The organism is Arthrobacter sp. 01T425 (assembly GCF_056398725.1).
This window is the reverse complement of the sequence record NZ_JBFTPY010000002.1, coordinates 180,641-200,539: the sequence shown is the minus strand read 5'-3', so window position 1 is coordinate 200,539 and position 19,899 is coordinate 180,641. Positions and strand designations below refer to the sequence as shown.

16 protein-coding genes are annotated in these 19,899 nt (G+C 68.7%); 8 read left to right on the top strand and 8 right to left on the bottom strand.

Going from position 1 to position 19,899, the window contains the following annotated elements:
• Both AC1DNG_RS04735 and AC1DNG_RS04730 read right to left on the bottom strand, forming a co-directional pair.
• Entirely contained in the window at positions 1-498 is a 498-nt protein-coding gene (locus tag AC1DNG_RS04735) for a hypothetical protein (RefSeq protein ID WP_476859502.1), read from the bottom strand.
• A 16-nt stretch (positions 499-514) separates the two neighbouring features.
• On the bottom strand, positions 515-1,351 hold the full coding sequence (locus AC1DNG_RS04730) for an HhH-GPD family protein (protein ID WP_476859501.1): 837 nt from the start codon (positions 1,349-1,351) through the stop codon (positions 515-517).
• A 275-nt stretch (positions 1,352-1,626) separates the two neighbouring features.
• Here AC1DNG_RS04730 and AC1DNG_RS04725 point away from each other — a divergent pair, with 275 nt between their 5' ends.
• Positions 1,627-2,343, top strand: a complete 717-nt coding sequence (locus AC1DNG_RS04725; RefSeq protein WP_476859500.1) for a hypothetical protein — start codon at positions 1,627-1,629, stop codon at positions 2,341-2,343.
• A 55-nt stretch (positions 2,344-2,398) separates the two neighbouring features.
• Here the strand turns inward: AC1DNG_RS04725 and disA are convergent, their stop codons facing one another.
• The gene (gene disA, locus AC1DNG_RS04720; RefSeq protein ID WP_018774911.1) at positions 2,399-3,475 is read right to left on the bottom strand and encodes a DNA integrity scanning diadenylate cyclase DisA; all 1,077 of its coding nucleotides are present in this window, start codon (positions 3,473-3,475) and stop codon (positions 2,399-2,401) included.
• 376 nt (positions 3,476-3,851) lie between these two features.
• On the opposite strand from disA, the gene AC1DNG_RS04715 reads away from it, so the two are divergent.
• Positions 3,852-5,465 (top strand): peptide chain release factor 3, encoded by a 1,614-nt coding sequence (locus AC1DNG_RS04715; protein WP_028276909.1) that lies wholly within the window; start codon positions 3,852-3,854, stop codon positions 5,463-5,465.
• 172 nt (positions 5,466-5,637) lie between these two features.
• Complete coding sequence (locus tag AC1DNG_RS04710) at positions 5,638-6,996, top strand: protein kinase domain-containing protein (RefSeq protein ID WP_476886748.1); 1,359 nt, start codon at positions 5,638-5,640, stop codon at positions 6,994-6,996.
• Between the two features lie 26 nt (positions 6,997-7,022).
• Here the strand turns inward: AC1DNG_RS04710 and AC1DNG_RS04705 are convergent, their stop codons facing one another.
• Positions 7,023-8,231, bottom strand: a complete 1,209-nt coding sequence (locus AC1DNG_RS04705) for a PucR family transcriptional regulator (protein ID WP_476849894.1) — start codon at positions 8,229-8,231, stop codon at positions 7,023-7,025.
• 97 nt (positions 8,232-8,328) lie between these two features.
• Here AC1DNG_RS04705 and AC1DNG_RS04700 point away from each other — a divergent pair, with 97 nt between their 5' ends.
• Positions 8,329-9,408, top strand: coding sequence for a ferredoxin reductase (locus AC1DNG_RS04700; protein WP_028276907.1), 1,080 nt, complete (start codon positions 8,329-8,331; stop codon positions 9,406-9,408).
• A 13-nt stretch (positions 9,409-9,421) separates the two neighbouring features.
• Entirely contained in the window at positions 9,422-10,633 is a 1,212-nt protein-coding gene (locus AC1DNG_RS04695; RefSeq protein WP_476886747.1) for a fatty acid desaturase family protein, read from the top strand.
• 89 nt (positions 10,634-10,722) lie between these two features.
• Here the strand turns inward: AC1DNG_RS04695 and AC1DNG_RS04690 are convergent, their stop codons facing one another.
• From AC1DNG_RS04690 to AC1DNG_RS04675, 4 genes are all read right to left on the bottom strand, one after another.
• Positions 10,723-11,358 carry a class I SAM-dependent methyltransferase gene (locus AC1DNG_RS04690; protein ID WP_476886746.1) on the bottom strand — a complete coding sequence of 212 codons (636 nt, stop codon included), beginning with the start codon at positions 11,356-11,358 and terminating at the stop codon, positions 10,723-10,725.
• Positions 11,359-11,374: 16 nt separating this feature from the next.
• Positions 11,375-13,501, bottom strand: a complete 2,127-nt coding sequence (locus AC1DNG_RS04685) for a copper-translocating P-type ATPase (protein WP_476886745.1) — start codon at positions 13,499-13,501, stop codon at positions 11,375-11,377.
• A gap of 157 nt (positions 13,502-13,658) precedes the next feature.
• Positions 13,659-15,032 carry a DNA repair protein RadA gene (radA, locus tag AC1DNG_RS04680; protein ID WP_223914678.1) on the bottom strand — a complete coding sequence of 458 codons (1,374 nt, stop codon included), beginning with the start codon at positions 15,030-15,032 and terminating at the stop codon, positions 13,659-13,661.
• Between the two features lie 86 nt (positions 15,033-15,118).
• Positions 15,119-16,246 (bottom strand): FUSC family protein, encoded by a 1,128-nt coding sequence (locus AC1DNG_RS04675; protein WP_476886744.1) that lies wholly within the window; start codon positions 16,244-16,246, stop codon positions 15,119-15,121.
• Between the two features lie 275 nt (positions 16,247-16,521).
• Here AC1DNG_RS04675 and pstS point away from each other — a divergent pair, with 275 nt between their 5' ends.
• From pstS to pstA, 3 genes are all read left to right on the top strand, one after another.
• Entirely contained in the window at positions 16,522-17,643 is a 1,122-nt protein-coding gene (pstS, locus tag AC1DNG_RS04670) for a phosphate ABC transporter substrate-binding protein PstS (RefSeq protein WP_476849890.1), read from the top strand.
• 210 nt (positions 17,644-17,853) lie between these two features.
• Positions 17,854-18,786, top strand: coding sequence for a phosphate ABC transporter permease subunit PstC (gene pstC, locus AC1DNG_RS04665; RefSeq protein ID WP_223914675.1), 933 nt, complete (start codon positions 17,854-17,856; stop codon positions 18,784-18,786).
• Positions 18,787-19,896 carry a phosphate ABC transporter permease PstA gene (gene pstA, locus AC1DNG_RS04660; protein ID WP_476886743.1) on the top strand — a complete coding sequence of 370 codons (1,110 nt, stop codon included), beginning with the start codon at positions 18,787-18,789 and terminating at the stop codon, positions 19,894-19,896. It abuts the gene before it with no gap.
• Positions 19,897-19,899 lie beyond the last annotated feature (3 nt).

The following is a 19,899-nucleotide window of genomic DNA, read 5'->3' as shown; positions in this document are numbered from 1 at the left end:
CTAGGGTGCCTGGCGGAGGCCGGCCGCGTCGAGCACCACGCTGGCGGTGATGAAGGTTCCGCACTGCTCACCAAACGGGTGTGCCGCCCGGGGCGTGAACGCCGCGGTCCGGGCCGGCAGCGGGTTCCCGGCGGTGTCCGTGCCTGTGGCCGTCACCTCGATCCGGCTGGCGCTCAGCGTCTCCATCATCAGCATTCCGGTCAGGGTGCCGTCGGGCGAAGAAGTGGCCGAGCAGACGCCGTCGCCGCCGTAGGGGCCCGGCTCGCAGCCTTGGTCCACGGCCGTGCTCCCGGGAACCAGTTCGAGGTCCGCCTCCTTGCAGCGGCCGTCCTGGCACGCGGCCAGATGGATGGTCCGCACTGACGGGGCGTACTCCCGGTCCACCGTGAGCGACACAACGGGCGCCTGGGCGATCGCCGGGCAGGCGGCCTCCGGCCGGCACGAGACAGCCACGACTGCGGTGAGGACCAGCACGGCCGCGGCCGCCAGCTTGCGCATGCTCCAGCGTAGATCCTCAGCCCGGGAGCCGGAAGCCGCCCTGGTGCAGTTCGGCGAGGCCGTCGCCCAGCAGCCCTGCCATCGCCCGTTCCAGCTGCTCGGGGGCCGCGTTGAGCCGGTGCAGGGCCGCGAGCGGAATGCCGATGCCCTGCGGTTCGAAGCCCAGGTCCGCGGGAGCCTGGTGGAACAGGACCGGCGCCACGGGCTCCTCGGCTGCCCGCAGGACGGCCATCACGGCGCCGCGCACCTGCCGGTCCGTGCCGTGCCAGGCCTGTCCCTTGGGCGTGTACGTCGGCGCCGGCTCCCCGGCCGCCAGCCAGGCGCAGGACTCCCGGACAGGGCACTGGCCGCACTTGGGGGTCCGCGCAGTGCAGACCAGGGCGCCGAGTTCCATGACGGCGGCGTTCCAGCGCACCGAGGCGCCGGGGCGTTCCGGAAGCAGGGATGCCGCCAGCCGCATTTCGGCGGCGGTCAGGGCCTGGGCCGGCAGGGCAGAGCCGGTGACCAGCCGCGCGTGGACCCGGCGGATGTTGGTGTCCACCACCGTTTCGCGGCGTCCGTAGGCGAACGCGGCGACGGCCGCGGCCGTGTAGCTGCCCACGCCCGGCAGGTCCAGGAGCTCGGTGTACGTGCCGGGGACGGCCCCGCCGTGGCTGTCCCTGATGGCGACGGCGGCAGCATGCAGGCGCAGGGCGCGCCGGGGATATCCCAGCCGGCCCCAGGACCGGACGGCCTCCCCGGCGGGTTCGCCGGCCAGATCTGCCGGTTCCGGCCAGCGGCGCAGCCACTCCTCCCAGACCGGCAGGACCCGGACCACCGGCGTCTGTTGGAGCATCACTTCGCTGACCAGCACACCCCAGGGCGTGCAGTCCGCGGCCCGCCACGGCAGATCCCTGGCGTTGGACGCGAACCAGTCATCCAGGGCCGCATGGAGGGCTGGGAGATTGTCGGCACGGGCGGGCGCCCCGGCGGGCAGGGGGTCCCGCAGTGCCGCGGCGGATACGGGGGGCGTGGGGGTTAGAGTTTCGATCCATTCAGCGTAATAGATCGGGGTAACGGATCGGGACGGCGTCAGGTCCCGCGGCGTGGTCGGGCGCCATAGCCCGCGTGGTTCTCTAGGCTAGAAGAATGGTCAGGCAAGGCACTTCAGGTACGGGCGGTTCGCGGCCGAAAGGTTCCGCCCCGGGGCAATCCGGGCGCAAATCCGGACGGCCCCCACTGCGCCGGGTCTACCGCCGCCGCCGGCTGTTTGCAGGGGTGGTCCTGCTGCTCGCCATCGCCGTGGCCTTCGGCGGCTTTGTGGCGGTCTCGAATGCCATGGGCGGGGGCCAGTCTGCCGGCGCCCAGCCGTCCGGGGCAGGAGCGTCGCCGGCGGCCAGCCCGGCTGGCTCCGCGTCGGGGAGCCCGACGGCGTCCGGGGAGGCTTCGGCCTCACCCACGGCCACATCGGGGGAGGGCTGCGAGCAGAATCTGATCACCGTTACGGCCGCCACCGACAAACAGGCTTACGCCGCCGGTGAGAAGCCGCTGCTGAGCCTCACGGTGACCAACAACAACAAGGTCCCGTGCGAGGTCAACATCGGGACGTCGCAGATGGAGTACATGATCACCAGCGGCTCGGACCGGATCTTCTCCTCCAAGGACTGCCAGGCGGAGAGCGCGGACCTGATGAAGACCATTGCTCCGGGCAAGAGCGAGACGGCGAACTTCCCGTGGCAGCGCAACCGCACGGTGCAGGGCTGCGAGCCCGTCGAGGCCACGCCCGGTGCCGGCGGCGCCTACTACGTCTTCACCGCGCGCCTGGCGAACAAGAACAGCCCCAAGGCCGTGTTCCAGCTCAGCTGACCCGCATAACTCCTGTTACCCCCCCGATTACCCCCCGGTGGGCTTGTGGAGGGGGTTAGAGGAAGCGGTCCAGCAGGCTGGCCTCGGCCATGCGGCTCAGGCCCTCCCTGACGGTCCTGGCACGCTGGTCACCGATCCCGTCGACGGTCATGAGGTCATCGATTGTTGCCGCCATCAGGAACTGCAGGCCGCCGAAGTGGTCGACGAGCCGGTCGGCGACGGCCTTCGGCACGGCCTTGAGCCCGGAGAGCAGGCGGTAGCCGCGCGGCTGCACGACGGCGTCGAGGTTGGCCTCGCCGCCGGCGAAGCCGACGATCCCGGCGATCTTGCCCAGGTCGATCAGCTCGGTTGGGCCCAGGCTGACGAGGGCCTTGACCGCTTTGTCGATGTCCTCCGCTGTTGCGGCCGGCCCGGAGTAGTCGCGGATGATGACGTCGCTGCCCGGGCCGCGGCCGACGGTGAGCTCGTCCAGCTGCAGCGAGAGCAGGCGGCCGTCCTCGCCCAGTTCCAGGACGTACTGGGAGATTTCCTCGGAGATCCTGCGCACCATTTCCTGGCGCTGCAGGGTGACCGCGACGTCACGGACCGTCACCATGGCCTCGATTTCCAGGGCCGAGAGCGAGCTGGTGACCTGGTCCAGGCGCGAGCGGTAGCGTTCCAGGGTTGCCAGGGCCTGGTTGGCGCGGGCCAGTACCTTTTCGGAGCCCTCCAGGACGTGGCGCAGCCCGTGCACGTACAGCGCGATGATCTGCATTGACTGGCTGACCGAAATGACCGGGACGCCCGTCTGGATGGCCACGCGTTCCGCGGTCCGGTGCCTGGTGCCCGATTCCTGCGTTTCGATGCTCGAATCCGGGACGAGCTGGACCGCCGCGCGCAGGATGTTGCTGGCATCCTTGTCGCAGACGATGGCGCCGTCCATCTTCGCCAGTTCCCGCAGCCGGGTGGGGGAGAAGTCGATGCCGATCTCGAAGCCGCCCGAACAGATGGACTCGATGGTCCTGTCGATGCCCAGCACGATCAGCGCGCCGGTCCGGCCGCGGAGGATGCGTTCCAGGCCGTCGCGGAGGGCTGTGCCCGGTGCCACCCTGGCCAGGGTCGCCTTGAGCGCATCTTCAGGGCTCCGAGCCATAGATTTCCCTTCAAAGGTGCAGGAACGAGCCTGCAAGTGCGCCGGATTCCAGGGTCTCCCGGCAGGATCAAAGTACTCAGTTCCCCGCTCTCCCCATGATAGGGGTAAAGCAAGGCCACTTCCGCACAGGCAAGCCTTAAAGTGGTCCATTGCGGCGTGCCGCCGCGGCCCTCCTGAAGGGCTGCCCCGGGCGCCGTCCGTGACGGCATTTTGGCGCCGCAAGGCCGCAGCTTCGCGCCCGGGCCTCGCGCAGCTTCATGCGCGGTCCGGCCGCAGCTTCGACCGTGGTCCGCGGCCTGCGATAAACTTGGATCCTTGGGTGTACCGCGGGCTCTCCGCGCCGTGACCCGTCCACTGCCGCAGCGAAAGTAGCATCGTGTCTCAAGAAGTCCTCAGCCCCGCCCGAGTCCAGGAGATTCACAAGCAGGCGGCCCGGCGCCGGACTTTCGCGGTCATTTCGCACCCCGACGCCGGCAAATCCACCCTGACGGAGGCCCTGGCGCTGCACGCAAAGGTGATCGGCACGGCCGGCGCCTCCAGCGGAAAGGCCAACCGCAAGGAGACGGTCTCGGACTGGATGCAGATGGAAAAGGACCGCGGCATCTCCATCAGCTCTGCCGCTCTGCAGTTTGCCTACCGGGACACCGTCATCAACCTCCTGGACACCCCGGGCCACGCCGACTTTTCCGAGGACACCTACCGCGTGCTCGCGGCCGTGGACTGTGCCGTCATGCTGGTCGACGCCGCGAAGGGCCTGGAAACCCAGACCATGAAGCTCTTCGAGGTCTGCAAGCAGCGCAACCTGCCCATCATCACTGTCATCAACAAGTGGGACCGGCCCGGCCTGGACGCCCTGGCGCTGATGGACGAGATCACCGAGCGCACCGGCCTGCAGCCGATGCCGCTGACCTGGGCCGTTGGCATCTCCGGCGACTTCCGCGGCGTCTGGGACCTGCGCAACGACCGCTTCGCGCAGTTCAAGCGCAACAACGCCGGCGCCAACATCGCCCTCACCGAATACTTCACCCCCGACGAGGCCGCCGCCAGCCAGGGCGACGATTGGTCCAACGCCGTGGACGAGGCCGGGCTGGTCATCGAATCCAACCTGGCGTTCGACGTCGCGGCCTTCCACGCCGGCAAGGCGACGCCGATCCTGTTCAGCTCGGCCGCGCTGAACTTCGGCGTCAAGGAAATCCTCGACGCCCTCGTTGACTTCGCCCCGCCCGCTGCCCCGCGGCCCGACGTCGACGGCGACCCCCGCCCCGTGGATGCCCCGTTCGCCGGGTTCGTCTTCAAGGTCCAGGCCGGCATGAACAAGGCCCACCGCGACCACGTTGCCTTCATCCGTGTCTGCTCCGGCATGTTCGAGCGCGGCATGGTGGTCACCCAGACCCGGACGGGGAAATCCTTCGCCACCAAGTACGCCCAGCAGGTTTTCGGCCGCGAACGCGAGGTGATCGACGAGGCCTTCCCGGGCGATGTGGTGGGCCTCGTGAACGCCTCCTCCCTCCGGGTGGGGGACAGCCTGTTCCTGGACCAGCCCGTGGAGTTCCCGGCGATCCCGCTGTTCGCCCCGGAGCACTTCCAGGTGGCGCGCTCCAAGGACCCGAGCCGGTTCAAGCAGTTCCGCCGCGGCATCGAACAACTCGAGCACGAGGGTGTCATCCAGGTGCTCCGCTCCGACATCCGCGGTGACCAGGCGCCCGTTCTTGCCGCCGTCGGCCCCATGCAGTTCGAAGTGGTCGAGGACCGCATGGCGCACGACTTCAGCGCCCCGATGCGGCTGGAGCGGCTCCCGTATTCCATGGCCCGGATCTCGACCGCCGACGCCATGCCGGCGCTGGCCAACGTCCCCGGCGCCGAAGTCCTGTTGCGCTCCGACGGGGAATACCTGGCCCTGTTCAACGACGTCTGGGCCCTGCGCCGGATCGAAAAGAACCACCCTGACCTCACCCTGGTGCCGATCGGGACCCACAACCCCGCAAAATAGCCCAAGGCGGCGGACCGAAAGGGTCCCGGGAAGTCTTCCGGAATCCGGTTTCCGCGTTATGATAAGTAAGCTTGCTTATGGTGCGGGTGCCGGGATTTGTCCCGGCTTTGGACTGATCCGCCCGCTTCCAGCGGCGGCCCCATTAGAGGGACCACGTAGACCTTTGACAACCATGGACCCCGGTTTCCTGCTCAACGGGCGCTACCGGATCGAAGAACTCATTGGCAGGGGCAGCCAATCGAGCGTGTACCGTGCCACGGACGAGGTCCTGGGGCGTGAAGTGGCAGTCAAACTCTTCCGCGACGGGACAGTGGACGAAGAGCGGACCCGCAGGCAGGCCGATGAAGTGCGGATCCTGGCGGGGATGGCCCACCACGCCCTCGTGACACTGTTCGACGCCGGCACGGACCTCAGTGACCCGACCCGCCGGCTCAGTTATCTGGTGATGGAACTCGTCCGCGGCCCCGACCTGCGCCGCCGCTCGGCCGAGGGTCCGCTGTCGGCGGCCCACATGGCGCTGATCGGACACGATCTCGCCGACGGTCTTGCGCACATCCACCACCACGGCATCATCCACCGGGACGTCAAGCCGGCCAACATCCTGCTCGTGGACTACAGCGTCGAGGACCGGCGCGCCCGCGCCAAACTCAGCGACTTCGGCGTGGCCATCACCATCCGCGAAGGCCACCACGGCGACCCCGATGACAGCTCCGGCACCCCGGCCTACCTCAGCCCTGAACAGGCTGCCGGCGAACCGGCAGGCCCCGCCAGCGACGTCTATTCGCTGGGGCTGGTCCTGCTGGAAGGCCTGACAGGGAAAATGGCCTATCCGGGCGCGCCGGTGCAGTCCGCCCTGGCCCGGTTGCTCCACGACCCGGACGTCCCCGAAGACATCGCGCCCATGTGGGCGGCCCTGCTGACCTCCATGCTGGACAGGGATCCGGCCGCCCGCCCGCCGGCCCGGGAAGTGTCCCTGGCCCTGCGCCAGGAAGTCATCAACGGCACAGGACGCCGCCGCCGGGACCCGGCCGCGCTGTTGACCGACGAAGAAGGGCGCATGCGTGCGGTCGAGCGGTACCGGATCCTGGACACTCCCGCGGACGGCGTCTTTGACCGGATCGCGGCGCTGGCCGCACGCATGTTCTCGGTGCCCGTGGCGATTGTCAGTGTTGTGGACCATGACCGCATCTGGTTCAAGTCCCACCACGGCACGGATGTCACGGAAATCGGCCGGGACCCCGGATTGTGCGCCTCCGCCGTCCTGCAGGGCGATGCCTGGATTGTCCGGGACGCCGTCAACGATCCCCGGACGCTGGCCAACCCCCTCGTGGCAGGCGAGTTCGGCCTGCAGTTCTATGCCGGGGTGCCGCTGCGCACTCCGGACGGCTACAACCTGGGCACCTTCTGCATCCTGGACCGTGAGCCCCGCGAGTTCAGCGATGAGGACACTGCCGCGCTGGAGGACCTGGCGGCGCTCGTGATGCACGACCTGGAGCTGCGGCTCCACAGCCGGCGGGCGCTCGCCGGGTAACCTGCGGTCCGCCCGACGGGCTTGGCCTACCGCCGGCCGGCGTGCAGGGCCAGTTCGAGTTCGAAGCGCGCCGTTGGGTCCTCGAGGGCGTCGCCAAAGAGCTCGCGCAGCTGGGCCGCCCGGTAGCCCACGGTCTGCGGGTGGATCCCGAGCTCGGCGGCCACGGGCGCCCGCTGGCCCCAGTGGCGCAACCAGGAGAGCAGGGTTTCGGCGAGCCGGTCGCGCTGTGCGGGCCGGAGCCCTTCCAGCGGCGCGAGCCGGCGGTTGGCGAGTTCGGTGATCGCCGAGGGTTCTGCACCGAGAATCACCTGCGCCAAGTGCTCGTCGGCCCAGATCGGGGGGTCATCCGGTCCCTCCCGCGGAGGCAGTGCTGCGGCGGCCAGCACGGCCAGCCGCAGCGAATCCGGAACCCTCTCCCAGCCCCCGGCCGGTCCCACGGAAGCGCCGCGCCCCTTCAGGGCACGGTCCAGGTCGTCCCGGGCGGAGCGCGACATCCGCGCCGGCACCAGGGCGACAACATCGGTCTCGCGCTCAATCACAAGGGTGCCCGGGCCCAGGCGCAGCCGCAGCCCGGCCGCGCGGTCCAGCGGCAGCGTCACCACCGCCATGCGCTGGGGCAGGGACCAGTCCGCCATCGCCGCCGTCTGGCGCAGGGCCGCCTCGTCGGCCTGGCCGAGCAGGAGCAGGTCCAGCAGTTCGGTGCGCCGCCGGTCCACTGCTCCGGCCCGTTCGGACTGCTCAAAGGCGTAGGCCTCGGCGCTGACCGCTGACAGCTCATCGATGTACGCGAGGATCGATTCGCCCAGATCCACCACGACGCCCTGGCCCAGATGATGTTCCACTGAGACTTTGGACATCTCCCGGAACGTCACGCGGGCGCCCATCCGGTAGGCGCTCAGGAGCGCGTCCATGCTCCGCCCCTGCCGGAACTCGCCGCTGCCCAGCCCGGCCACCAGCTCCCGGCTTTCCTCGGACAGCGCCGGCAGCCGGGTCCCGGGCAGTTGCAGGAAGCGGTCCAGTGCCGCGGCCACGCCCCTGCGCAGCCCCCTGCCAAAGCGCCCCTCGATCGGCCTGGCGTACGCCGGGACGAGCTGCGGGACGGCTTCGATGATGGCCTCTACAATGCCGGGCATCCGCGGCCGCAGCATGTCGCTGACCTCCCGCGGCAGGGCCAGCCAGGGAGGATCGTAGGCGGGGGTGGGGCCGGCAGGCTCCCGGGCAGGGGATGTGTTCATGAACAGTCCGATGAGTTGTTGCGGCGGGATAGTTTTCTTGAGTCGATCGTATGCCTTGGGTGAAGAAGTATGGCGCAATCTGACATAAGCTTGATGAATGATCCGGCTCCGTAAGCTGGCGCGCGCCGCATCTCTACTGACCACCCCACTAGCTCCAGAAGACATTCTGTCGCTGTTCAATCCTGTGTTTTCCGCCCGCCAATTGCGCGGCGTAGTCACCAGGGTGGTTCCAGAAACGGCCGATTCCGCCACCATTTTCTTCCGTCCCGGCCGCGGCTGGCAAGCACATCTTGCCGGCCAGTGGGCCCGTATTGGCGTCGAGCTCGACGGTGTCCGCCACTGGCGGTCCTACTCGCTCAGCGCCCCCGCCGGACAGGACCCGGCAATCACCGTGACCGACATGGGCGCCGTCTCCGGGGCCCTCGTGCGCGGCACCAAGCCCGGCGACGTCCTGTTCCTGGCGCCCCCGCAGGGCGATTTCGTCCTGCCCGAGCATCCGCGGCCGCTGCTCATGCTCACGGCCGGCAGCGGGATCACCCCGGTGATGTCGATGATCCGCACGCTCGTTCCGCACCGCCCGGATTCGGACGTCGTCCTGATCCACACCGCCCGCACCGCCGCGGACACCATCTTCCGTGAAGAACTCGCCGAGCTCGCCGACCAGTTCCCCAACCTGCGCGTCACGCACTGGTTCACCGGTGAGAGCGGACGGCTGGACTTCACCTCGGCCGCCGACTTGGACCGGCTCTGCCCGGACTGGCGCCAGCGCGCCGCCTACGCATGCGGTCCGGAAGGGTTCCTCAACGACGCCGAGGCGCTGTGGGAGGCCGAAGCGGAGGACGCCCAGCAGGCCGCGGCCAGCTCGGGCACCCTGACCATCGAACGCTTCAGCACCAGCCTCGCCGGCGGCGCCGGGCACGACGGCGGCCTGGTCACCTTCGAGGCCTCCGACCGTGAAGTCGAGGCCGATGGCGACACCCCGCTGCTCGATGTCGGCGAGGACGCCGGCATCCTCATGCCCAGCGGCTGCCGGATGGGTATCTGCCACAGCTGCCTCATCCCGCTGCGGGCCGGCCACGTCCGTGACCTGCGCACCAACGAAGTGCACGGCGAGCCCGGCCAACTAATCCAGACGTGCGTGTCGGCAGCCGCCGGCCCCGTTAACCTCGACCTCTGAGGAGTATCACCGCATGACGATTGTTTCCAACAAACCGGACCTTTCCGACGCCGACACCCCCGCCACCAGCGGTTCAGCCGACACAGCGAAGGTCGTCACGGTCGCGAAGACGCGGCCCGGCGCCCTCGCCGAGACCGGCAGCCCGCTGCTGCGTCCGCCCGCGGCCGCCCACCTCTCCGACGAGCAGGTGGCGGAGCTGGGGCGCGAACTCGACGCCATCAAGGATGACATCCTCGCCAAGCGTGGGTCCGCCGATGCCGCCTACATCCGCCGCATGATCAAGATCCAGCGCGGCCTGGAGCTCTCCGGCCGTGCCCTGCTCCTTGTCAGCAAGAAGAAGCCCGCCTGGTTCGCCGGCACCGCGCTGCTGAGCTTCGCCAAGATCCTGGAAAACATGGAACTTGGGCACAACATCCTGCACGGGCAGTGGGACTGGATGCGGGACCCGGACATCCACTCCACCACCTGGGAATGGGACTTCGTCACCCCCGCGCGCTCCTGGCAGCACACCCACAACGATCTCCACCACCGCTGGACAAATGTGGTCGGCAAGGACAACGACATCGGATACAACCTGCTGCGGATGGATCCGGACCAGAAATGGACGCCCTTCAACCTGGGCAACCCGCTGTACAACGCGCTGCTGGCACCGGTCTTCGAGTGGGGCATCGCGATCTACGACCTCGAACTGGTGGACTACAAAGAGGGCCGGAAGTCCAAGGAAGCCCTGACCAAGGACCTGAAGGCCCTCGGCCGCAAGGCACTGACGCAGTTCACCAAGGACTACGCCGCCACTCCCGCCGTCGCCATGCTGACCGGTTCCGGCAAGCAGGCCCTCTACGGCACGGTGACCGCCAACGCCGTCCGCAACGTATGGGCGCACGCAGTGATCTTCTGCGGCCACTTCCCCGAAGGCACCGACACCTTCACCGAGGAAATGGTGGAGGGCGAGACCCGCGGTGACTGGTATGTGCGGCAGATGATCGGCTCGGCCAACATCTCCGGCTCCAAGTTCATGCACCTCATGACCGGCAACCTCTCGCACCAGATTGAGCACCACCTGTTCCCGGACCTGCCGTCGAACCGCTACGCGGAGGTGCAGCCGAAGGTGCAGGAGATCTGCAAGCGCTACGGACTGCCGTACACCACGGGTCCGCTGCTGAAGCAGGTCGGCTCCACGTGGGCGAAGATCTTCAAGCTTGCCCTGCCGCCCAAGAAGGCCTAGCAAATCCAGACCGGCTCAGCCGGAGCGAAATCATGAGAGGGGCGTCTGCCATCGGGGCAGGCGCCCCTCTTCGTTGTGCCGGGGCGGGGTCAGGATTTGCCCGCCGCGCCGAGGACGTGGGCCAGCCGCGGATTGCCGGGAAGCACCGAAAAGCCGAAGCGCTCGACGCCCTGCACGCTCAGGCCTGCCGCGGCGATCATGGCTGCGGTGTCACGGTTCGGGTGGCATCCGCCTGCCATCCGGCCCCACAGCGGTGTGAGCAGGTCTTCGGCGGCCCCCAGCAGGCGGTGCGCTGAGCGGACATGTTCGTAGAACAGCAGCAGGCCGCCGGGGCGCAGGACCCGGACCACCTCCGCCAGGGCGAGGGGCGGGTCCGCCACGCTGCACAGCACCAAACTGGAGACGACGACGTCGGCCGAGGCATCCGCCGCCGGCAGCGCTTCCGCCACGCCGTCCCTCACCGTGACGGGCACAGGCGCCTTGCCGGCGGCGGCGAGGGCCAGCGCACGGAGCGTGGGGTCCGGTTCGAGGGCCAGCACGCCGGACACCGTGGAAGGGTAGAACGGGAAGGTGGCCCCGTAGCCCGCCCCGATTTCGATGACGATGCCGTGCGCCGGCGCGACGAGCCGCCGGCGGTGCTCTGCTGCGCCGCGGGCGTCCATCCGAGGACCCACCCGGGCATACGATCTCCCGAATGATGACTCACGGCGGGTGATTTCCGGCATGGGGGCCTCCACCAGCTCAGCTGACCGCGGCCGGGTTGAGCTTGAGCCTGCGCAGCAACTGGGCGTTTAGGGCAACCACAATGGTCGACGCCGACATCATCACGGCGCCCGCGGCGGGGGACAGGACAATTCCGGCGAAGGCGAGGACACCGGCAGCCAGCGGCACCGAGATGATGTTGTATCCGGTGGCCCACACGAGGTTTTGCCACATCTTCCGGTAGCTCGCCCTGGAAAGATCGAGCATTGACAGCACAGCCCGCGGATCGTTGCCGGCCAGGACCACACCGGCGGATTCCACGGCCACGTCCGTGCCGCCGCCAATCGCGATCCCCACCTCCGCCCGTGCCAGCGCGGGGGAGTCGTTGACGCCGTCGCCCACCATGGCCACCTTCAGCCCGCGGCCCTGGAGCTCCGCCACTTTCTTGTCCTTGTCGGCGGGGAGCACCTCGGCGAACACTTCGTCGATGCCGAGCTCGGCGGCGACGGCGTGCGCCACCTGCCGGGCGTCGCCGGTGACCATGGCCACCTTGATGCCGCGTGCCTGCAGGGCCTGGACGGCCTGGCGGGACTCGGGCCGTACAGCATCCTCGAGGCTGACAGCACCCAGGACCCTGCCGCCGTCCACGACGTGGAGCACCGCCGCGCCGCGCTCCAGCCAGGCGCCAGTCGTGGCGGCCAACTCCGACGGCTCCTGCAGACCCAGCTCCCGTAGCAGAGCCGGACCGCCCACCTGGACCGTGCGGCCATCGACCGTGGCGCGGACTCCGCGGCCGGTCAGCGACGTGAACCCGTCCGCCGTCGGAAGCTTCAGTCCCCGTTCCCGGGCGGCGGCAACGATTGAGCGGGCCAGGGGATGTTCGCTGTCGGCCTCCACGGCGGCCGCGAGTGCCAGCACCGTATCCTGCGCGGCGTCTTGGCCGGTTGTTCCCGCGTCTGCGGCGGCGACTTCCTTGAGTTCCGGTTCGCCCCTGGTCAGGGTTCCGGTCTTGTCGAACAGCACGACATCGACTGTCCGCATGCGCTCCAGCGCCATCCGGTTCTTGATCAGGACGCCCGCCCGGGCGGCGCGCTCGGTGGAAATGGCGATGACGAGCGGGATGGCAAGGCCGAGGGCGTGGGGGCAGGCGATTACCAGGACCGTCACGGTGCGGGTGACCGCGTCTCCTATGCTGCCCATCAGGGTCCAGAAGATGAACGTCAGGACGCCGGTGCCGGCTGCGAAGTAGAAGAGGAAGGCCGCAGCCCGGTCGGCCAGGGCCTGGGCCCGGGAGGAGGACGCCTGCGCCTCGGCCACGAGGCGCCGGATCCCGGCGAGGGCCGTGTCCTCGCCGATGGCCGACACCCGGACCCGCACGGAGTTGTCAGTGGCGATGGTTCCGGCCACCACGGGATCCCCCGGGGCCCGCAGGACGGTTTTTGATTCGCCCGTGATCATGGATTCGTCGAATTCGGCCTGCCCGCCGCTGACGGTGCCGTCGGCCGGCATCCGGCCGCCGGGGCGGACCAGGATGGTGTCCCCGGCGCGGAGTTCGGCGAGGCTGACGGTCTCCGTGCCGGCGGCCGTGACGCGTTCCGCTTCGTCGGGCAGCAGCGCCGCCAGGGCATCCAGCGCACCCTGCGCCGAGCCGAGGGCGCGCATCTCGATCCAGTGGCCCAGCAGCATGATGGGGACCAGCAGCGCCAGCTCCCACCAGAAGTCGAGATCGAAACCGCCGATGCCGAGGCTGGTCACCCACGAGGCGATAAAGGCGACGCTGATGGCCATGGCAATCAGCAGCATCATCCCCGGTTTTCGCGTCTTCAGTTCATTGAGTCCGCCCTTGAGGAACGGACGGCCGCCGTAGAGGTAGATCGCCGTGCCGAACACCGGCGGGATCCACGCTGAGCCGGGGAAAGCGGGAGGAGCGTAGCCCAGGAGTTCCGCGAACATGGGGCTGAAGAAGACCACCGGCACGGCCAGGGCCAGTGACAGCCAGAACCTGTCCCTGAACATCGCGACGCTGTGCCCGGCATGCTGGCCGTGGCTGTGTACCGTGTGCTCATCCGCGGCGGAGCCCACGGCATGGTTGCCGTGCGGCGTCCCGCCCGGGCTGTGGTTCCTGAGGCCCTGGTCCGCGCCGGGGCTGCTGTGCCGGTGTTCCATGGTGTGTGCTCCTGACGGATGCTCAGTCATCTGCGGCTACGCCAAACATACCCCCGGGGGGTATCTTTGGCAAGAGGGCATTTCCAGCCTCAGTGGACCTCGATAACGCCCATCATCCCGAGGTCCCAGCCCACCAGACCACCCGGCATTCGCGGCGTCAGCTGATCAGCAGTCCCAGGGCCTCGGCCAGGTGGCCGACCTCGCGGACCGAGAAGCCCGCCGGAACCGGTCCGTGCCCGTTGGGGCTGGCCGGTACCACGGCATGGGTGAAGCCGAGCCGGTGCGCCTCCTGGATGCGCTGGTTGATGCCGGGCACCGGGCGGACTTCGCCCGCCAGGCCCACCTCGCCGAAGGCTATGAGCCGCTGGGGGAGCGGCTTCCTGGCCTTGGCCGAAGCCACCGCCAGGGCCACGGCGAGGTCCGTGGCGGGTTCGCTGAGCTTGACCCCGCCGACCGTTGCCACGTATGAGTCGTCCTTGTTCAGCAGGCAGCCGGCGCGCTGCTGCAGGACGGCCAGCAGCATCGCGACGCGCGAGCTGTCGAGCCCGCTGGTGGCGCGGCGGGGCTGGGAGCTGGCGCTCTCGGCGAGCAGCGCCTGCACCTCGGCCAGCAGCGGCCGGCGGCCCTCCAGCGTGACCGTGATGCAGGTTCCCGAAACGGGCTCCTTGGTCCGGGAGACGAACAGCCCACTGGGATCGGCGAGGCCCTCGATGCCGTCCTCGTTCAGATCGAAGCAGCCGACGTCGTCGGTGGGTCCGTAGCGGTTCTTGACCGCGCGCAGCAGCCGCAGCCGCGAGTGCCGTTCGCCTTCGAACTGGCAGACGACGTCCACGAGGTGTTCCAGCAGCCGGGGCCCGGCGATGGAGCCGTCCTTGGTCACGTGCCCGACCAGCAGCGTGGTCATGTTGCGGCGCTTGGCCGCGGCGATCAGGGACGCCGCCACCTCGCGCACCTGGGACACGCCGCCGGCGCTGCCCTCGACGTCGGCGCTGCTGAGGGTCTGCACGGAGTCCACCACCAGCAGGCGCGGCTCCAGCTTCTCCACCTGCCCCAGGGCCTGCCCCAGGTCAGTTTCGGCGGACAGGTACAGGGATTCGGCGACGGCGTCGATCCGGTCCGCGCGGAGCTTGACCTGGGCCGCGGATTCCTCACCGGTGATGTAGAGGACGTCCTGCGCCGTGCGGGCGAACTTGGCCGCAACGTCCAGCAGCAGCGTCGACTTGCCCACCCCGGGCTCTCCCGCCAGCAGGATCACGGCGCCTGGCACCAGCCCGCCGCCGAGCACACGGTCGAGTTCATCCACGCCGGTGGGCAGGAAAGCGGCGGTAGTGGCGTCGACGTCGGCGATCCGGCGGGCCGGTTCCAGGACCGTCGTGGCCGCCGTCGTCCGGGCGACGGCGGTGCCGGTCTCCTCCACGCTGCCCCACGCCTGGCACTCGCCGCAGCGGCCCACCCACTTGGCCGTCGTCCAGCCGCATTCGGCGCATTTATAGCCGGGCGCCTTCGGCCCCCGGGAAGTCTTCGTAGCCATTGGTCCACACTATCGGGGGCCAGCGACAACAAGTGCGCCGGCGGGGGGCCAGCGACAACAAGCGCGCCGTGCGCCAGCTGCAGCAGCTACAGCGGGGGCAGGACGTCCCGGGCTTCCTTGGAATCCAGTCCCGCGGCCTCGAGCAGGTCCACCATGAGCGGGCGGAACAGCATGACCACCGTTTCGCCCTCCAGCCGCTGGACGTCCAGTATCCGCGGATGCAGCCGGACGGCGATCTCGCGCAGCTCCGAGCGTGCTGTCCGCAGGTGGGCGCGGCGGGCGCCGTCGTGGACTTCCGCCAGGCCGAGCGAGAGTTCGTCGACGGCGGCGGCCGTCTCCTGCAGGACCTCGGCGATGTTCTGGGTGGCCTCGTCCGAGAGCGCCGCATGGTTGATGGCGCTGGTCAGGCGGCGCGCAAAGACCCGGCTGTTGCGCAGCGCAAGATCGATGTAGTCCAGCGACTGCTCCATCTGGTCCAGCTCGTCCCGGTGCCGCCGGTAGGCTGGGGCCAGGGTTGCCACTTCGCCGGAGGCACGCAGCGACTGGCGCATGGCGTCGACGAGCGGCTGGCAGTTCCGGCCCCGGATGAGGGCATGCCAGGCCTGGGTGGAATCGCTGTAGCTCAGCGCCGAGGCGCATTCCCGCAGCACCTCGGCGAGCTCGTGCAGGAGCTTCTTGACGTCGCTGCGGGGTTCACGCCGCGGATCCTTGGGAACGAGGACGGTCATCAGCAGCGCGAACACTCCGCCCACCACGGCGTCGATGCTGCGGGTGAACGGACCCCCGATCGGTGCGGGCAGGAGCACCACGAGGACCGACTGCAGGCCCAGTTGCGTCGTGAAAATCGTCCCGCTGTCCAGGAACCTGGCCAGCAGGATGGAGAAAAGGAGCACGACGGCGGCCTGCCAGATACCGGAGCCCAGCCAGTGCAGCAGCAGGTCTCCGACCACGATTCCGAGCGTGCAGCCCAAGCCCACCTCGATGACGCGGCGCAGTCTGGGGTCGCGGGAAAAACCGAGCGCAATAAGGGATGACGTGGCCGCAAACAACGGCCCGCTGTGACCCAGGACGTATTCTGCGAAAGCGTAAGCGCCCACGGCGCAAGTGGTCATCTGGATGGCCGGGCCCAGGGAGTTCCGGCTCCGGACAAAGCCGGTGCGGACCCGGCCGCGCAGGAATCGTGCGCTTGCGGAGAGTCCAGTCGCGGAGGCCATGCCCTCCAGTCTATTTGCTGCGCCGGGACGGCCGGCACGGCAGGACACGGCACGGGCCGCGGGCACTGTGTGGCTGATACGACTGTGACGCACAGAACACAATGGCGGCCCGGCATATGTAAGCCAATAGCCCCGCGTCGTTCACCGGCCGTTCACTTTGGTCCGCAATTCTCTTCACCTGGGCCACTTACGGTCGGTAAAGGTACAAACCCGTACGCATCCCTGCGGGCCTTCTCCAGGCCCGGCACTCACAGCCCTGGAAGGGGTACAACTCAGTGAAGGCTCTCCGCTTCGGCCGCAACGCGGCTATCGCTGTAATCGCCGTCGGCGCACTTGCGCTGACCGCCTGCGGTTCGGACAACGCAACCAACACGGCCCAGACCGCGGCGCCGTCCGCCTCGGGTCCCGCGGTCACCGGCACCCTGACCGGCATCGGTTCTTCCGCCCAGGGCGCAGCCATGGATGTCTGGAAGACCAACTTCGCTACCGCGAACCAGGGCGCAACTGTGCAGTACTCCCCGGACGGTTCCGGCGCCGGACGCAAGGCGATCCTCGACGGCTCGGCCCAGTTCGCCGGCTCCGATGCCTACCTCAAGGATGACGAACTCGCCAGCTCCAAGGAAAAGTGTGGTCCCGACGGAGCCATTGACATTCCGGTCTACATTTCCCCGATCGCCGTCGCCTTCAACGTCCCTGGCATCACGGACCTGAAGCTCGACGCCGCCACCGTCGCAAAGATCTTCCGCGGCGAGGTCGCCAACTGGAATGACCCCGCCATCGCGGCCATGAACCCGGGCGTCCAGCTGCCGGACCTCAAGGTCACACCGGTGAACCGCTCCGATGACTCGGGCACCACCACCAACTTCACCGACTACCTGTCCGCCGTAGCCCCCTCCGTGTGGACCGACAAGGCAGCCGGCGTCTGGCCCGCCAGCCTGAAGGGCGAGAACGCCAAGGGCACCTCCGGCGTCGTCAAGACTGTCACCGACACCCCCGGCGCCGTGACCTACGCCGACGACTCCGCTGTCAGCGGCAAGCTCGGCACCGCGCAGATCAAGGTCGGCGACTCCTTCACGAAGATCTCCGCCGAGGCAGCTTCCAAGGCAGTCGACCAGGGCAAGCCGGTCGAGGGCCGCAACGCCAACGACCTCGCCATCAAGCTGGACCGCACCACCACGGTCGCGGGTGCCTACCCGATCGTCCTGGTGTCCTACCACATCGTCTGCACCAGCTACGACACGCAGGCCACCGCTGACCTGGTCAAGGCCTTCGTCAAGTACGCCGCCTCCGACGCGGGCCAGCAGGCCGCCGCCGACGCCGCCAAGTCGGCGCCGCTGTCCAAGACCCTCCAGGACAAGGCCATGGCTGCCGTCGACTCCGTCAAGGCCAAGGCCTAGGGATACGCTGCGCCGCGAGGCGAAGTGGAAAAAGGCATAGTGGAAACACAGGCCTGATCGAGGTTCCCTGCTCCATGGCGGCCGTCACCGGCGGCCGCCATGGAGCAGGGAACTGACGCGTTTGTTCCATACATCTATATTTGCCGGGCACCGGCCGCGGAGGCCTCCGCACCCGGCGCCCGGACCCCATCCAAACCGAAGGACCGTGAAGTGACCACCACCTCCCTGACCAAGTCCCGGGGCGCAGGCCACGCCGGTGACAAAGTCTTTTCCGCAGCCACCTTGGCAGCAGGGTGTTTGATCCTCGTCGTGCTCTTCGGCGTGGCACTGTTTCTCGTGATCCAGGCGCTCCCCGCCCTCGTGGCTCCGGCGGACAAGATCCAGGGCGGCGAAGGATTCTTCACCTACATCTGGCCGCTCGTCATCGGCACCCTCATCGCCTCGGTGATCGCTCTCGTGATCGCGACGCCGATCGCGATCGGCGTCGCGCTGTTCATTTCGCACTTCGCGCCGCGCAAGCTCGCCTCCGGCCTGGGTTACGTGATTGACCTCCTCGCCGCCATCCCGTCCGTGGTCTACGGCGCCTGGGGCGTCGCGTTCCTGGCCAAGGAAATCTCGCCGTCGTACAACTGGCTGGCCGAGAACATGGGCTGGCTGCCGATCTTCCAGGGCCCCGCCTCCGCCACCGGCAAGACCATCCTGACGGCCGGCATCGTGCTCGCCGTCATGGTCCTGCCGATCATCACCTCCCTGACCCGCGAAATCTTCCTGCAGACCCCCAAGCTGCACGAAGAGGCCGCGCTGGCGCTCGGGGCCACCCGCTGGGAGATGATCCGGATGACCGTGCTGCCGTTCGGCCGGCCGGGAATCATCAGCGCCGTGATGCTGGGACTGGGCCGGGCCCTCGGCGAGACCATGGCCGTCGCGCTGGTGCTGTCCTCCGGAGCCCTGACCGCCAGCCTGATCCAGACCGGCAACCAGACCATCGCCGCCGAAATCGCCCTGAACTTCCCCGAGGCCAGCGGGCTCAAGGTCAGCACGCTGATCGCCGCGGGCCTGGTGCTGTTCGTCATTACCCTCGGAGTGAACATGATTGCCCGGGGAATCATCAGCCGGCACAAAGAATTCTCGGGAGCCAACTAAATGACCTCCACCCTGACTCCGGTACGCAAGCGCTCGGCGCTGACCAGGGGCCAACTGCCCAAGGCCGCGCCGTACATCGTCCTGGCCGTTGCCTTGATCCTCGGCGCCGCGATCCTCGCGCTGATCGGCTTCAATGCCTTCGGCTGGGGAATCGTCTCCGCCGTCCTCTTCGCCGCCGGCCTGGTGGGCTGGAGCCTTATTGTGGAAGGCGCCCGCAAAGCCAAGGACAAGCTGGCCACCTGCCTGGTTGTGGGGGCCTTCCTGGTTGCCCTGCTGCCCCTGTTCTCGGTGATCTGGACCGTGTTGATCAATGGGCTACCCGGGCTCCTGGATCCCGGTTTCCTCACCACCTCCATGAACGGTGTCACCGGCGCCTTTGACAACAAGACGGTCGAGGAAGGTGCCCCCCTGCTGGGCGGCATCTACCACGCGCTCATGGGCACCTTGCTGATCACGGTGCTCGCCACCCTCATCTCGGTCCCCGTGGGCCTGCTGACCGCGATCTACCTCGTGGAATACGGCGAGGACCGCGCACTGGCCCGGGCCATCACCTTTTTCGTGGACGTCATGACCGGCATCCCCTCGATTGTCGCCGGCCTGTTCGCCGCCGCCGCGTTCTTCGCGGTGGTCGGCCCGGGCACCAAGACCGGCGCCGTCGCCGCCGTCGCACTGTCGGTGCTGATGATCCCGGTAGTGGTCCGCTCCAGCGAGGAAATGCTCAAGATCGTGCCCAACGAACTCCGCGAGGCCGCCTACGCTCTCGGCGTCCGCAAGTGGCGGACCATCCTCAAGGTGGTCCTCCCGACGGCGATCTCCGGCATCGCGTCCGGCATCACCCTGGCGATCGCCCGCGTTATCGGCGAAACCGCGCCGATTCTGGTCACCGCCGGATTCGCGACCACCATCAACACCAACGTGTTCAGCGGCTGGATGGCCTCCCTGCCGACCTTCATCTACACCCAGATCCTGAACCCCACCTCGCCGTCCAACCCGGATCCGTCCTCCCAACGGGCCTGGGGCGCGGCCCTGGTGCTCATCATCCTGGTGATGCTGCTCAATCTTGGCGCCCGCCTGATTGCCCGCATGTTCGCCCCCAAGACAGGCCGCTAGGCC

Coding starts and splice junctions, on each gene's coding strand:
- AC1DNG_RS04690 (WP_476886746.1), bottom strand. CDS start 11,358: ATGCCGGAAATCACCCGCCGTGAGTCATCATTCGGGAGATCGTATGCC.
- AC1DNG_RS04700 (WP_028276907.1), top strand. CDS start 8,329: ATGATCCGGCTCCGTAAGCTGGCGCGCGCCGCATCTCTACTGACCACC.
- AC1DNG_RS04695 (WP_476886747.1), top strand. CDS start 9,422: ATGACGATTGTTTCCAACAAACCGGACCTTTCCGACGCCGACACCCCC.
- pstA (WP_476886743.1), top strand. CDS start 18,787: ATGACCTCCACCCTGACTCCGGTACGCAAGCGCTCGGCGCTGACCAGG.
- AC1DNG_RS04735 (WP_476859502.1), bottom strand. CDS start 498: ATGCGCAAGCTGGCGGCCGCGGCCGTGCTGGTCCTCACCGCAGTCGTG.
- AC1DNG_RS04710 (WP_476886748.1), top strand. CDS start 5,638: ATGGACCCCGGTTTCCTGCTCAACGGGCGCTACCGGATCGAAGAACTC.
- disA (WP_018774911.1), bottom strand. CDS start 3,475: ATGGCTCGGAGCCCTGAAGATGCGCTCAAGGCGACCCTGGCCAGGGTG.
- AC1DNG_RS04705 (WP_476849894.1), bottom strand. CDS start 8,231: ATGAACACATCCCCTGCCCGGGAGCCTGCCGGCCCCACCCCCGCCTAC.
- AC1DNG_RS04675 (WP_476886744.1), bottom strand. CDS start 16,246: ATGGCCTCCGCGACTGGACTCTCCGCAAGCGCACGATTCCTGCGCGGC.
- radA (WP_223914678.1), bottom strand. CDS start 15,032: ATGGCTACGAAGACTTCCCGGGGGCCGAAGGCGCCCGGCTATAAATGC.
- AC1DNG_RS04725 (WP_476859500.1), top strand. CDS start 1,627: ATGGTCAGGCAAGGCACTTCAGGTACGGGCGGTTCGCGGCCGAAAGGT.
- AC1DNG_RS04685 (WP_476886745.1), bottom strand. CDS start 13,501: ATGGAACACCGGCACAGCAGCCCCGGCGCGGACCAGGGCCTCAGGAAC.